The sequence below is a fragment of the Gordonia polyisoprenivorans genome (assembly GCF_017654315.1).
Lineage (GTDB): Bacteria > Actinomycetota > Actinomycetes > Mycobacteriales > Mycobacteriaceae > Gordonia > Gordonia polyisoprenivorans_A.
This window is the reverse complement of sequence record NZ_CP072203.1, coordinates 5,828,126-5,841,531: the sequence shown is the minus strand read 5'-3', so window position 1 is coordinate 5,841,531 and position 13,406 is coordinate 5,828,126. Positions and strand designations below refer to the sequence as shown.

General features: G+C 65.2%; 10 protein-coding genes and 1 pseudogene. 7 read left to right on the top strand and 4 right to left on the bottom strand.

Features of this window, described 5'->3' with window-relative positions:
- Positions 1–21: 21 nt before the first annotated feature.
- The gene (locus J6U32_RS26215; protein ID WP_208792833.1) at positions 22–756 is read right to left on the bottom strand and encodes a hypothetical protein; all 735 of its coding nucleotides are present in this window, start codon (positions 754–756) and stop codon (positions 22–24) included.
- A 96-nt stretch (positions 757–852) separates the two neighbouring features.
- Between J6U32_RS26215 and J6U32_RS26210 the strand changes: the two genes are divergently transcribed.
- The 4 genes from J6U32_RS26210 (at position 853) to clpB (ending at position 6,901) form a co-directional block, all read left to right on the top strand.
- A complete protein-coding gene (locus J6U32_RS26210; RefSeq protein WP_208792832.1) occupies positions 853–1,698 on the top strand; it encodes a dienelactone hydrolase family protein in 846 nt (281 codons plus the stop codon).
- Complete coding sequence (locus tag J6U32_RS26205; RefSeq protein WP_208792831.1) at positions 1,691–2,668, top strand: GlxA family transcriptional regulator; 978 nt, start codon at positions 1,691–1,693, stop codon at positions 2,666–2,668. The genes J6U32_RS26210 and J6U32_RS26205 overlap by 8 nt, the downstream gene beginning before the upstream one ends.
- 87 nt (positions 2,669–2,755) lie before the next feature.
- Entirely contained in the window at positions 2,756–4,141 is a 1,386-nt protein-coding gene (locus J6U32_RS26200; protein ID WP_208792830.1) for a sodium/glutamate symporter, read from the top strand.
- 207 nt (positions 4,142–4,348) lie between these two features.
- Positions 4,349–6,901, top strand: coding sequence for an ATP-dependent chaperone ClpB (gene clpB / locus J6U32_RS26195; RefSeq protein ID WP_208792829.1), 2,553 nt, complete (start codon positions 4,349–4,351; stop codon positions 6,899–6,901).
- A gap of 198 nt (positions 6,902–7,099) precedes the next feature.
- Here clpB and J6U32_RS26190 read toward each other — a convergent pair.
- Both J6U32_RS26190 and J6U32_RS26185 read right to left on the bottom strand, forming a co-directional pair.
- A pseudogene (locus J6U32_RS26190) lies at positions 7,100–8,730 on the bottom strand (HNH endonuclease signature motif containing protein).
- A 229-nt stretch (positions 8,731–8,959) separates the two neighbouring features.
- Positions 8,960–10,054, bottom strand: coding sequence for an IS110 family transposase (locus J6U32_RS26185; RefSeq protein WP_208792828.1), 1,095 nt, complete (start codon positions 10,052–10,054; stop codon positions 8,960–8,962).
- A 629-nt stretch (positions 10,055–10,683) separates the two neighbouring features.
- Between J6U32_RS26185 and J6U32_RS26180 the strand changes: the two genes are divergently transcribed.
- The 3 genes from J6U32_RS26180 to J6U32_RS26170 all read left to right on the top strand — a co-directional run bounded on the left by J6U32_RS26180 (position 10,684) and on the right by J6U32_RS26170 (position 12,785).
- On the top strand, positions 10,684–11,283 hold the full coding sequence (locus tag J6U32_RS26180; protein WP_208792827.1) for a DNA-3-methyladenine glycosylase I: 600 nt from the start codon (positions 10,684–10,686) through the stop codon (positions 11,281–11,283).
- A 77-nt stretch (positions 11,284–11,360) separates the two neighbouring features.
- Positions 11,361–12,317 (top strand): oxygenase MpaB family protein, encoded by a 957-nt coding sequence (locus J6U32_RS26175; RefSeq protein WP_208792826.1) that lies wholly within the window; start codon positions 11,361–11,363, stop codon positions 12,315–12,317.
- 57 nt (positions 12,318–12,374) lie between these two features.
- Positions 12,375–12,785 carry a nuclear transport factor 2 family protein gene (locus J6U32_RS26170; RefSeq protein ID WP_208792825.1) on the top strand — a complete coding sequence of 137 codons (411 nt, stop codon included), beginning with the start codon at positions 12,375–12,377 and terminating at the stop codon, positions 12,783–12,785.
- 8 nt (positions 12,786–12,793) lie between these two features.
- Here the strand turns inward: J6U32_RS26170 and sigK are convergent, their stop codons facing one another.
- Positions 12,794–13,360, bottom strand: coding sequence for an ECF RNA polymerase sigma factor SigK (sigK, locus tag J6U32_RS26165; RefSeq protein ID WP_208792824.1), 567 nt, complete (start codon positions 13,358–13,360; stop codon positions 12,794–12,796).
- Positions 13,361–13,406: the final 46 nt, after the last annotated feature.

The window sequence follows — 13,406 nt, the reverse complement described above, 5'->3', positions numbered from 1 at the left end:
GAGGAAACAGTAACCAGCCCGTCAGTGCTTGGTCCGCCGAGACCCGCCGTGCCAGTCCTCTTGTTCGCCGACGGCGTCGACGTCGACACCGAAACTCTTGAGCTGTGGCTTTTCTCGGAGGCTGCGCTTGAGCTCGGCGAAGCCCGGGAATCGAGCGAGGCCGACCACGTGATCCCACAACTCGAGGGCGTCGGCGTCGTCGGGCAGGCGGCTGATGACCGGACCGAAAAAGGCGACACCCGTGGGCGGTTCGACATGGATGATCGGCGTGCCGACGTCGCGTCCGGTCAATGCGAGGGCCTCGTCGGTCTCGGCCTGGATCTCGGCATCGAGTGAGGTGTCGTCGAGGGCCGCGACATGGTGTGCGGGAAGCCCGAGTTCGGTCAGGACGGGCCGCAGGAAGTCCTCGGTGCCCCGCGCATCGCGGCCCTCGATGAGGTAGGTGCCGGTGTGCTCGTCGAAGATCCGTCTACCGAAGGCTTGATACAGCGGATTCATCAGCTCGCGCCCATGTTCACGTCGGACGCTCGCGCACACGCGGAGCAGGCGCAGTCCCGCGGTGTGCCCGGCCTCGTACTCCGGTGGGAAGTGGGCCGCATAGTCGATGTGCGCGTTGAGTTGGCGTAGAGAAATGAACCGCCAGTCGACCGAATAGCTCCGTTGCGCTTGCACTTGTCGCACCCAGTTACCGGTCATCCAGGCGAACGGGCACACGGGGTCGAAATAGAAGTGGAGGTCGTCGGGCATGAACCCCATTTTCCACGACGTCCGATGTATGGTGGCGGGATCACCCTAAAATATGGCGATCCCGCCACTGTCGTCGTGACCTGGTGATGACCGAGCATTGAGGACATGACCCCGACCTCCGCGACCGATGATCCGATGACCGATTTCACTGCTCGCCGCTTCGATCTCGACGGCGACGAACTGATGGTGTGGACCTCGGGCAGTGGCCCTGCGGTGGTGTTGATGCCGGAGATGCCGGGCATCAGCCCCGACGTGCTGCGATTCGGTCGGTGGATACGCGACGCCGGACTGACCGTCTTCCTGCCGTCGTTGTTCGGGGTGGACGGAGCGTATCCGCGGACCGAGACGGGCACGGCGATCATGAAGCGGGCGTGCGTGAGCCGGGAGTTCCATGCCTTCGCCGGGGGCGGTACGAGCCCGATCGCGACGACGCTGCGCGCGCTCGCGCGGGCGGCGCATGCCGAATGCGGTGGGCCGGGTGTGGGCGCTGTCGGGTTGTGTTTCACCGGCAACTTCGCCCTCACGATGATGCTCGACGACTCGGTCGTCGCGGCCGTCATCAATCACCCGTCACTGCCGCTCGACGACCCGGGCGGTCTCGAACTGTCCGAAGCCGACGGCCACGCCCTGCGCCGCAGGCTCGACGCCGACGACCTGCGGGTGATCGGCTATCGGTTCGACACCGACCGATGGTGTACCGCAGCACGATTCGCCGCCTATACCGAGCTGCTCGGCGACCGCTTCGATGGGCGCGTGCTGCCGGGGTCGTCGGCGAATCCGAGTCCGCCGCCGTTCTTCGCCGACGTCGTCGGCACCCCGCACAGCGTGGTGACCGCCCACCTCGTCGACGAGGCCGGTCATCCGACGATCCGGGCGCGAGACGAGATCGTGGCACACCTGACCGCGGCCCTGCTCGGAGGCTCTGAAACCGTTGAGGGGGAACATGGTTGACGTAACGCGTGTCGGCATCCTCGCCTACCCGGGATGTTTTGCCTCGGAGATCTTCGGTATCACCGACGTGCTCACCATGGGTGGCCACGTCGCCCGGGCACACCATCATGAGCCGTCGCTGGTGACCTCGATCGTCTCGCCACGCAGGCGCGTGGTTGCCTCCGGTGACGTTCCGCTGCATGTGTCCCCAGCCCGCGACGACCTCGACGTGGTGGTGATCCCCGGATTCGAATTCGTTCCCGGGGAGAATGTTTCGGGCAGACTCGCCGATCTGGCGCCGGAGATCGAGATGATCGGCCGGTACGTCCGCGATGGCCGACCCGTTGTCTCGGTCTGCGTCGGCGCATTCCTCCTCGGGGCGGCCGGCGTACTCGACGGCCGCACGGTCACCACGGCGTGGTTGTTCGCGGATGCTCTGCAACAAGCCTTTCCGCGCTCGGTCGTCGATGCGGAAAGACTTGTCGTCACCGACGGCGGGGTCACCACGACCGCTGCGTTCAGTGCCATGTACGACTTCGTCATCGATCTCATCGAGAGTCGCCACGGCGTCGACGTGGCGCGGCGCACCGCGCGGATCGCGCTGCTCGATGACGCCCGCAGCAGCCAGACGCCCTACGTCGACACCGCGCTGTTGCCGCCCGCCGGGGCGTCGTTCGCCGCGCAGGCTCAACGCCACCTCGAGCGTCACCTCACCGAGCCCTACAGCCTCAAAGACCTTGCGGCGCAACTTTCGGTGAGTACCAGAACGCTGCTCCGGAACTACAAGCGCGAGACCGGCGAGTCGCCGCTGACCCATCTTCAGCGGGCCCGCACCCGGCGTGCGCAGCACCTTCTGGCGACCACGGACCGCACCCTTGGCGAGATCCACCGGGCCGTCGGTTACCAGGACGGTGGCGCGTTCTCGGACCTGTTCGCACGACACGCCGGCATGCGGCCGCGGGAGTATCGGGAGAAGTTCGGACGGGCGTAGAGATCCGTAGAGCGGTGTCGACATGTCCGCCACCGACGCCGATGCCTACGATGGGGCGATGCATGCAGCCGAATCGGGGGTGCGGTAGTGCTCGCGCAACTCAGTAACGCCCAGACCGTCGGACTGTCGCTGGCCATCCTCGGCGTGGTGCTCGTCGTCGGGTGGATCGTGCGCATGAAGGTCGGATTCCTGCACACCTTGTTCATCCCGGCGAGCGTGGTGTCGGGATTCCTGGTGTTGTTCCTCGGGCCTCAGGTGCTCGGCCGGCTCACCGACAGCCACGGTCTGTTCCCCTCGGAGGTCATCGAAGTCTGGCGGGTCATCCCCGGACTGATGATCAACGTGGTCTTCGCGGCCATCATGCTCGGCAAGACGCTGCCCAGCCCGCGGGCCCTGTGGGACGCCGCGGCACCGCACGCGTTGTTCGGTGCGTTCCTGTCGTTCGGACAGTTCGCTCTCGGCGGTCTCGCGGTGCTCCTGGTCCTCACTCCCTTCTTCGGACTACCCGCCGAAGCTGGTTCGCTGCTGGAGATGTCGTTTGCCGGCGGTCACGGCACCATCGCGGGCATGGGTCAGGTCTTCGACGATGAAGGCGCTCCCGAACTCGTCGACATCGGGCTCGGCCTGGCGACGATCAGCATGGTGACCGGTGTGGTCGTCGGATCGATGCTCGTGCGCTGGGCGGTTCGTCATCCGCGAATACCGCTGCGCCGCAACGAGCCCCTCCGGTCCGACGAGAACTACGACGTCGACGACATCCACGTGGTCCCCGCGGATGCCAAGCCCGCCAACGACACCGGTCTGCACCCCACCACCCTCGCCTTCGCCCTGATCGGGGTGACGATCCTGGTGTCGGTCGGAATCCTGTGGGGAGCGCGCGCCATCGTCTCCGCACTCGGCTCCGACATTCTCGACAAGATGCCGTTGTTCCCGGTGGCGGTCATCGGTGGGTTCATCGTGCAATGGGTGGTGACGAGAACCGGGCAGGCCCATCGGGTCGACAAGCGTGCGGTCGAAGGGATCTCGTCGATCGCGCTCGACGTCTTGCTGGTGTGTGCGATCGGGACGATGTCGCTGGCGACCATCGGCTCCAACGTCCCGGCGATCGTCGTGTTCACCGTCGTCGGTGTCGGGTGGAGTGTGGTCTGCCTGATCTGGCTGGGGCGTCGATTCCACGGCGAGGATTGGTTCGAGCACGCCATCGCCGACTTCGGGCAGTCGCAGGGCAATGTGGCGACCGGCTTCGTCCTCGCCGACATGGTCGATCCCCGACGGGAGACCTCGACCGCGAACGCCTATGGCTACAAACAGCTACCGTACGAGCCGTTTCTCGGCGGCGGCTTGATCACCGCGCTGTCGGTGCCGCTGATCGTGGCGATCGGGTTGCCGTGGTTCACCGCGGTCAGCGTCGTGGCCGTCGCGGCGATCGGGGTGTGGGGGATGCGCAGGCGTAAGTCCGGAGGCGGTGGCTGAATCGCCGCGAATGTGTGTCGACCCGGCGAATGTGTGTCCTGCGGGACACGCAACGGCGAAGTCGGCACATAAAAACCACGAATGTGACCCAGATCACCAAACTGCATAAGTTGAGCGGAATACACTCAACCTTGCTCGCGTTGTAGGAGTCGAACGGCCATACTTGAGCCGTACCGACTTAAGAACGTAGAGAAAGGTGCACCCGAAGTGGACAGCTTCACCCCGACCACCAAGACACAGCAGGCGTTGAGCGCTGCGGTGCAGGCGGCGGCCGCTGCTGGTAACCCCGACGTGCGTCCCGCCCATATCCTGGTCGCTCTGCTCGACCAGTCCGACGGCATTGCCTCGCCGCTGCTCAAGGCGGTGGGGGTCGATCCGTCGACTGTTCGTACGCAGGCCCAGGGCATGGTCGATCGCGCGCCGACGGTGGCCAGCGCCAGCGCTCAGCCGCAACTGTCGCGCGAGTCGATCGCCGCGGTCAGTGCCGCCCAGCAGCTCGCTACCGAATTGAACGACGAATACGTCTCGACCGAACACCTCGTCGTCGGCCTCGCGACCGGCGACTCCGAGGTCGCCAAACTGCTGCACAACGCCGGTGCCACACCGCAGGCATTGCGCGAGGCCTTCGTCGCTGTACGCGGCAACGCCCGCGTGACCTCCGAGGACCCGGAGTCGACCTATCAGGCGCTGGAGAAGTACTCCACCGACCTGACCAAGGCCGCCCGCGAGGGCAAACTCGACCCGGTCATCGGCCGCGACACCGAGATCCGTCGCGTCGTGCAGGTGCTCTCCCGCCGGACCAAGAACAACCCGGTCCTCATCGGTGAGCCCGGCGTCGGCAAGACCGCCATCGTCGAGGGGCTCGCCCAGCGCATCGTCGAGGGTGATGTGCCGGAGTCGTTGCGCAACAAGACCGTCATCTCGCTTGACCTCGGTTCGATGGTTGCCGGCGCGAAGTACCGCGGCGAGTTCGAGGAGCGGCTCAAGGCCGTGCTCGACGAGATCAAGGGTTCGGCCGGTCAGGTCATCACCTTCATCGATGAGCTGCACACCATCGTCGGCGCCGGTGCCACCGGCGAATCCGCGATGGATGCGGGCAACATGATCAAGCCGATGCTGGCCCGTGGTGAGCTGCGACTGGTCGGCGCGACCACGCTCGAGGAGTACCGCAAGTACATCGAGAAGGACGCCGCGCTCGAGCGCCGCTTCCAGCAGGTCTACGTCGGGGAACCGAGCGTCGAGGATGCCATCGGCATTCTGCGTGGCCTCAAGGAGCGTTACGAGGTGCACCACGGCGTGCGTATCACCGACTCCGCATTGGTCGCTGCGGCAACGCTTTCCGACCGCTACATCACCTCGCGATTCCTCCCCGACAAGGCCATCGACCTCGTCGACGAGGCCGCCTCGCGGTTGCGGATGGAGATCGACTCGCGCCCCGTCGAGATCGACGAGGTCGAGCGTGTCGTCCGACGCCTCGAGGTCGAGGAGGTCGCGCTGGAGAAGGAGCACGACGAGGCGAGCAAGGACCGGCTGGAGAAGTTGCGTCAGGAACTGGCCGATCAGCGCGAGAAGCTCAACGAGCTCTCGGCGCGCTGGCAGTCGGAGAAGACCGCCATCGACGCCGTCCGCGACGTCAAGGAACAGCTGGAAAACCTTCGTGGAGAAGCCGATCGCGCCGAGCGTGACGGTGATCTCGGACGCGCCGCCGAGCTTCGGTACGGCCGAATCCCGGGCTTGGAGAAGGAACTCGAGGCCGCGATCGAGAAGACCGGCACCGATCCCGACCAGGACGTGATGCTGCAAGAGGAGGTCGGTCCCGACGACGTCGCGCAGGTCGTGTCGGCGTGGACGGGTATCCCCGCGGGCAAGATGCTCGAGGGAGAAACCGCCAAACTGCTTCGCATGGAACAAGAACTCGGGCACCGGGTCGTCGGGCAGCAGGCCGCCGTGGTGGCGGTCTCGGATGCGGTGCGTCGTGCACGCGCCGGGGTCGCCGACCCCAACCGGCCGCTCGGATCGTTCCTGTTCCTCGGACCCACCGGCGTCGGCAAGACCGAGCTGGCCAAGGCGTTGGCGGAGTTCATGTTCGACGACGAGCGCGCGATGGTGCGCATCGACATGAGTGAGTACGGCGAAAAGCACGCCGTGGCACGACTTGTCGGTGCCCCTCCGGGCTACGTCGGGTACGAGCAGGGCGGACAGCTGACCGAGGCGGTGCGTCGTCGGCCGTACACGGTGGTGCTCTTCGATGAGGTCGAAAAGGCGCACCCGGACGTCTTCGACATCCTGCTGCAGGTTCTCGACGAAGGACGCCTGACCGACGGCCAGGGCCGCACGGTCGACTTCCGCAACACCATCCTGATCCTGACCTCCAATCTGGGGTCCGGCGGCGACGCCGATCACGTGATGGCGGCGGTGCGGGCGGCATTCAAGCCGGAGTTCATCAATCGTCTCGACGACGTGGTGATCTTCGATGCGCTGAGCCCCGAGGAGTTGGTGTCCATCGTCGACATCCAACTGGGACAGCTGCAGAAGCGGCTGGCGCAGCGTCGACTGGAACTGCAGGTCACACCGAAGGCCAAGGAATGGCTGGCCGAGCGCGGATTCGACCCGCTCTACGGTGCCCGGCCGCTACGGCGTCTGGTACAGCAGTCCATCGGCGACCAACTCGCCCGAGCCCTGCTGGCAGGTGACATCCGCGACGGCGACATCGTTCCGGTCAACGTCAGCGCCGACGGAGAGTCGTTGGTGCTCGGCTGATTTCGCCCAGGAGATGGGCTGTCCCACTGCGGTGGGGCAGCCCATCTCTCGTCTTCGGATACGCTTTTTCTGGTGGTCGAGGACCTTCCCCCGATGGCCGAGGCGCCCTTCCTCCGATGGTCGAGGTGCGACGAGCGCCAGCGAGGAGCCTCGAGACCCGGTGAGCCACAGCTGGTTCCACCCCACAGCAGAACCCCGTCACCGCGGGTAGGTGACGATGATCTGCCCTGTGTGCCGGTTCTGCCACTCCACCCTCCGATCGGTGTAGAGCGCCGGTACCCACTCCGCGAGATGTTTGCGTTGGTGATCGGCCCGACACAGTGGGATGAGATCACCGAGCACCGTCCACCCGCCGGCTTCGGGGTCGGTGTGGTTGAAGGGTCGCCAGTGGTCGAGGTCGCACTGGTGTGACGGCAGCCACAGTAGGGGTATCGGCACCACACATCGTTGGCCAGCACCTCAGCGCGCAGTGTGGCGCTGGGTGCATACGTCAATGCCCCAGGTGGTGGCACGGTAAACCCGCCGTGTCCGGTCGGATCTGCCGGTGGGGCCTGTGCGCGGTCGGAGATCTGCGGGATCAACGGACCAGCCGCACGGGCGGATTCGGGGTAGTGGATGGTTTTCGCGATCTCGGCGAGGGTGGCCGCGTAGTCACGGTCGATGGGCCCGTATCCCTGTAACCGGGGTACGAGGATCCCGTCCGGGTCAGTGCCCACCGTCAACACAGGTGCGCCGGGTACGACCAGGGCCCGCCCGAACGCCACCGGCACCTCATCCGGCGTCGGCTCATCCATGGGGTCGGGGACGTCGGGTTCGGCGACCGGCTCCACCAGCTCAACGGGGTCATGCTCATCGGCAGTTTCTGGCGCACTTGAACGTTCGACGTCCTCGACTTCGGGAGCATCGGCGTCGACTGGTTCAGGCAGCAGGTCGTCCCAAGCTGCCGCGTCCTCAGCGTCGGCGGGTGTTTCCGCCGACTCGTTTCGGGCAGCACCGCCTTTCGCGCAGGTCTCCAAGCCGCATTCGCAGTCGAGGTGCGCTCCGGGGACTCCGGTGATCTTCCCAAGGGCGATGACCCGCGGCGATCCCACGCGGCGCGGGTCTTTACGGCAGGTCCGTTCGTCGATGAGGGCGTTGATCTGCGTCGTGAGGAACACCCCGTAATGGGCGGGGACAACCGCATCCGGAGAGGAGTGCCCCGCGACATCGGGGGTGATGGTGACGTTTCCCACCAGGTCGGTGATGGTGTCACGGTCCTCGATCACGCTGTCGGGGTTCATCGAAATCAACGCGGCGTCAAGCTGTTGCGAGAGCACTGGGTCGGTGGTGGCGCGGGATCCGTAGTCCAGGACGATCTCTTCGAACGTCATCTCCTCGTTGTCACCGGACTCGTCACCGGTATCGACGCTGTCGGTGTCGGTGTCCTCGCCACGCTGCGCGGCGCGCGCCATGATCGAGACCCGATTCGTCGACAGTTCCCCATTCAGGTAGACGGCGCGGATCAGGGGGAACTTCTCCAACAGATCCGCCAACGCTATCCAGTTGCCGGCTTTGCTGCGGGAGACCTTGAACTGCAACGACACTTCGGCCCGGCCGAGTCTCTCGGCATGTTCGATCACCGACCCCCACACACCGGTCTCGGGTCGACCGGCGAGATGCTCACGAAACACCCGCTCCGCCAACGCGGCAGCGGCCAGGACTGTCCGGGCCTCGTATTTGCGGGACTGGCGGAGCAGGTCCGGGCCGGTTTCGGTGAGCTCGTCGCGTGTCATGGCTGTGATCGCGGCAGCGTCGGCATCCGGGTCGGTGAACGTCAACACACTCGACATCCGAACAACCTCCCCTCCCGTGATCGGTGATTCAACCTATGGGAACAAGTGTACGAAGGGGTACCGACAAAACCGGCGCGACGAACGTCGGACCGGAGAAATCTGTGGACAACTTTTTCTACTCATCGACTGGGCGTGGAATTTCGTCGACCGGGCGCTCTATCACGTCGAGTGGGTAGTGGATGTGGTTGCGATGCTTGTCATCTCGCCGGGACGTTCCTATAACGTGTCAAGGGGTCTGGGAGACGTTTTTTGTGGTGTGGTCGAGGTCTTTGAGATCGGCTTTGAGGGCGTAGAACAGTTCGCGGGCGACGAGGCGTTTCATGGCGCGGATGATGTCTTTATCGGCCATTCCCTCGGCTCGTCGTTTTTCGCGGTAGGCGAGTGCTTTCTCGTGTTTACGTAACCGGCCGATGACCACGAGGTGGACCGCGGAGTTGGCGTGGCGGTCCCCACCGCGGTGCAGCCGCATCCGGCTGGTCTTCCCCGAGGACGCGGGGATCGGCGCGATCCCGGCCAGCCGCGCGAACTGCGCATCACTACCGATACGGTCCGGGCATTGCCCGACGGTCACCAACAACTGCGCGGCGATCATCGGACCGACCTGCGGGCGGGCCCGCAACCGCGGCGCGGCCCGGCGGGTCAGCGTGTTGAGTTGGGTGTCGTAGGCCTTGATCTCGGTATCGAGGTCACGGACCCGTCCGGCGATTCCCCGTAACGCGAGTTTCGCACCCTGTACCGGGTCACCCAACTCGCCACGATTGGGTCGCCACGACCAGATGACCGCCACCATTTTCCGGGTCGTCAACCCCGCCAGCTTCTCCCGTAACACCGGTGCGGTGATCACCAGATCCCGGATCTGATTCAACGCGACACTACGCGCTTTGACCGCCGAAGCCCTTGCCGTGGACAGCATTCGGATCGACTCAACGATCCCGGAATGATCCTTCGGAGTGATATCGGCGCGCCCGGTCCGCGCCGCCTGCGCCGCGGTGTAGGCATCAACCGGATCGGACTTGCCGACCGTGGCCCGCACCGTCGGATCCGGGCGGTTGAGTTCTTTGACGGTGTAACCATGCTCGCGCAGCACCGTGCTCAACCCCAACCCGTAACTACCGGTCTGTTCCACCGCGACCCGATGCACCCACCACTGGGCCAACCACTCCAGCATCGCCTCGTTCCCGGCCCGATCAGTACCGAACTGCGCGTCACTGATCTGCCGGCCATCATCGTCAACGATCCCGGCGTGGTGGGTGTCTTTGTGGGTATCGACCCCGGCATACACCGGTTGCGTCGACACCCCCTCTACAGTCATGCTCGACATTGCGGTTCCTGTCTCCTTCACTTCGGTGGAGGATGACTACGCCGGGTGAGGCAGACAGGACGGTGAAGAGTCGGACCAACCGCAGCCGACAGGTTCCTATGAAGTCATAACCTCACCCGGCCCAGTCATCACGAATCCAGGTGTCAATTCCGGGCTTCACCGAATGCCGACAGGTCCACTTGAAGACACCCAATTCGAGGTCAGTCTCGAGGTAAGTCAGAACACCCGGTCAAGCCCTACCCATATTCTCACCGTCTCGAGGCTCGCCGCACGCGGCTCGCACCTCGACCATCGGGGGAAGGGGCATCTCGACGACCGATGGGAAGGACACCTCGACCGTCGGGGGGAGGGGCATCTCGACGACCGATGGGAAGGACACCTCGACCGTCGGGGGGAGGGGCATCTCGACGACCGATGGGAAGGACACCTCGACTGTCGGGGGGAGGGGCATCTCGACGACCGATGGGAAGGACACCTCGACTGTCGGTCGAGCGGGCCTCGATCCTCCTCGGCGTGTTCGAGCTGAGAGTGGCAGTGCCATACCGAAAAGTCGCAGGCCTCTCGGTGGCTACGATCGATTTGTCGGACCCGACAGATACGTTCGCCGGGTGGAACGCGAGGAGAGTGGAATGTCGGATGTGATCGTCGGGGACGACGGGGTCTCCCGTTGTACCTGGGCGGCTCGGGAGCCCGAGACCACCTACCACGACACCGAATGGGGATTCCCGCTGTCGGGGGATACCGCCTTGTTCGAGCGGGTGTGTCTCGAGGGATTCCAGTCCGGGCTGAGCTGGCGGACCATCCTCACCAAACGGGAGAACTTTCGGAAAGCGTTCAGTGGCTTCGACATTCCGACGGTTGCTCGCTTCGGTGAGGCCGACGTGGCGCGGCTTCTTGGTGACGTGGGCATCGTCCGGCATCGCGGCAAGATCGAGGCGTCGATCAACAATGCGCGCCACGCCGAGGACCTCATCGACGCCGAGGGTTCCCTCGAGGCGTTCTTCTGGCGGTACGCACCCGACCGCGACCATGTGCCGGGCTCGATGACGACCTCTCCCGAATCGCTGGCGCTGTCGAAGGATCTCAAGAAGCTCGGGTGGCGGTTCGTCGGGCCGACGACGATGTTCGCGCTGATGCAGGCCGCCGGATTCGTCAACGACCATGCGTTCGACTGTGCGATCCGGCCGGTCGTCGATGCCGCGATCTCCGCACACCCGCGACCGGCGTGAGGTGATCGTTGACCGACGGCGGGGCGTGAGAGTAGCGTCACATTTGGTAACAGTTGTATCCAGATAGGGGCTGGGTCATGGTGAGCGCAACGACGACCCGAACGGCGCCGGTCGGCCGCCGACATCCGACGACGATGCTCGACCTGATCACCGTCGAGGGCCTCACCAGCGGCGTCGCGAACATCATCATGCAACTGTCGTTGCCGCCGGTCGGTGCGGGCGTCAACGAGAGTCGCGTCGTGTCCGGTAGCCCGCGGCGGTATCCGATGAAGCGCACGCGCACCACCGGTACCTATCTCGCGGTGGCCTTGCTCGGCACCGAGGATGAGAAGAATCAGCTGCGCGCAGAGGTCGCGCAGATGCACAAACCCGTCGTTTCCACCCCGGACAGTCCGGTGCGTTACAGCGGCAACAGTCCTGACCTCCAATTGTGGGTCGCCGCCTGCCTTTTCCGCTTCTATCTCGACCAGTACACGATCCTCTACGGCGATCTGACCACCGCCGAGCTCGACGTCCTCGTCCGTGCCGGCGGGCCGCTGGCCACCGGCGTCAACGTGCGTCCGGCGTCCTGGCCGCAGACGTGGGCGGAGTTCACCCAGTACTGGGAAGGCATGGAAGAGCATCTGTCCATCTCCGCAGAGGTGAGGCGGGACTTCGAGACGCTGTCGAACCTGGAGTTCGTTCTCGAGGCGTGGGGGCCGCTCGGACGTCCGTTCCCACTGTTGCTGGGCAAGCACTACCAATTCATGACCCGCGCGAACCTGCCGCCGCGATTCCGGGAGCTTATGGGGTGGGACTGGACCGATCGCGACCAACGCAACTTCGACCGGGCGCTGGCAAGGATGCGCGTGCTCGACCGCGTCGGCGGACGTCAACTCGCGCTGGGTTTGCTGTGGTCGTACATGATCGACTTCCGCCTTCGTCGGCGACTCGGCATCCCGGTGCTCGGCACACTTCGGGTGACGCAGATCCCGATCCGTGACGGCGGCGGTGTGCGCCGGCTGGCGCGACGCTGGTGGCGTCAGGTGCAGTAGGGCGACGTGCCACGACGGCTTGACTTCAATCGAGCTTGAGGTCTTACCGTCGTTGCCATGACGAACCACGGTGATAGGCCGTACCTCGCGCCCGCCCATCCGGACGCGCTCGACGTGGCGCATCAACTCGTCGCCGCGCTACAGCTCGGAATGGACCGCTCGGACGCGGATGCCTACGACGCGATGTTCGCCGCCGACATTCTCTGGGGATCACCCAAAGGTGCGGTACTGCAGGGTTTCTTCACCTTGAACGGGATTCATCAGCGGCTGTTCGCTCAAGCCGTGGCGCCACCGTCGGACTTCTCGGTGGCGCAGGCCGCAATGATCGCGCCCGGAGTGGTGGTTGCCCAGATCGGACGCCACGCACGTGGGGGTGGTTTCTCCGAGATGGCGATGTACGTGCTGGTCGAGCGGGACGGACGGTGGTGGGTGACCGCCGGTCAGAACACCCCGATTGCTCAAGATTGAGCCGGCTGCTACGCCGCAACGCCCGACATCTGTGGGGCAAGTCGCTTGAGTCCCTGGCGGATTCGAGACTTGACGGTCGGTAGCGCGACGCCGAGACGATCGGCCACCTCCCGGTAGGTCAGCCCCTCGAAGTAGGCGAGCTCGATCGACTCGCGTTGTAGTGGCGTGAGGACCGACAGACTCGACCGGATCTCGCGATTCGTATCGTGACGCTCGGCGAGTTCGCTGACCACGTCGCGCTCGACCCGCGAGCCGAGATCGGCTGTGCCGTAATCGATCGTGCGGCGTCGGCTGGCAGTCTCCGACCGCACGCGATCCACCGCGCGACGATGCGCGAGGGTCATCAACCAGCTGATTGCCGAGCCGTTGCCGACCACGAACCCATCCGCCGAGCGCCACACCGCGAGGTACACCTCCTGGGTGGCTTCCTCGCTCATCCCGGCGTCGCGCAACACACGTCGGGTCATACCGTAGACGCGTGCCGAGGTGAGGTCGTAGAACCGCTCGAAGGCCGCCTGATCGCCGGAGCCGACACGCGTCAAGAGCACGTCGAGATCATCGTCGTGTGTGCTCATCGGACTCCTTAGGGGCTGGGTGGGCAGACATCCGATGTTGATTCAG

Bases quoted from the DNA above. Each gene is read 5' to 3' on its own strand.
- J6U32_RS26215 (WP_208792833.1), bottom strand. From the start codon at position 756: ATGGGGTTCATGCCCGACGACCTCCACTTCTATTTCGACCCCGTGTGC.
- J6U32_RS26210 (WP_208792832.1), top strand. From the start codon at position 853: ATGACCCCGACCTCCGCGACCGATGATCCGATGACCGATTTCACTGCT.
- J6U32_RS26205 (WP_208792831.1), top strand. From the start codon at position 1,691: ATGGTTGACGTAACGCGTGTCGGCATCCTCGCCTACCCGGGATGTTTT.
- J6U32_RS26185 (WP_208792828.1), bottom strand. From the start codon at position 10,054: ATGTCGAGCATGACTGTAGAGGGGGTGTCGACGCAACCGGTGTATGCC.
- J6U32_RS26180 (WP_208792827.1), top strand. From the start codon at position 10,684: ATGTCGGATGTGATCGTCGGGGACGACGGGGTCTCCCGTTGTACCTGG.
- J6U32_RS26175 (WP_208792826.1), top strand. From the start codon at position 11,361: ATGGTGAGCGCAACGACGACCCGAACGGCGCCGGTCGGCCGCCGACAT.
- J6U32_RS26170 (WP_208792825.1), top strand. From the start codon at position 12,375: ATGACGAACCACGGTGATAGGCCGTACCTCGCGCCCGCCCATCCGGAC.
- sigK (WP_208792824.1), bottom strand. From the start codon at position 13,360: ATGAGCACACACGACGATGATCTCGACGTGCTCTTGACGCGTGTCGGC.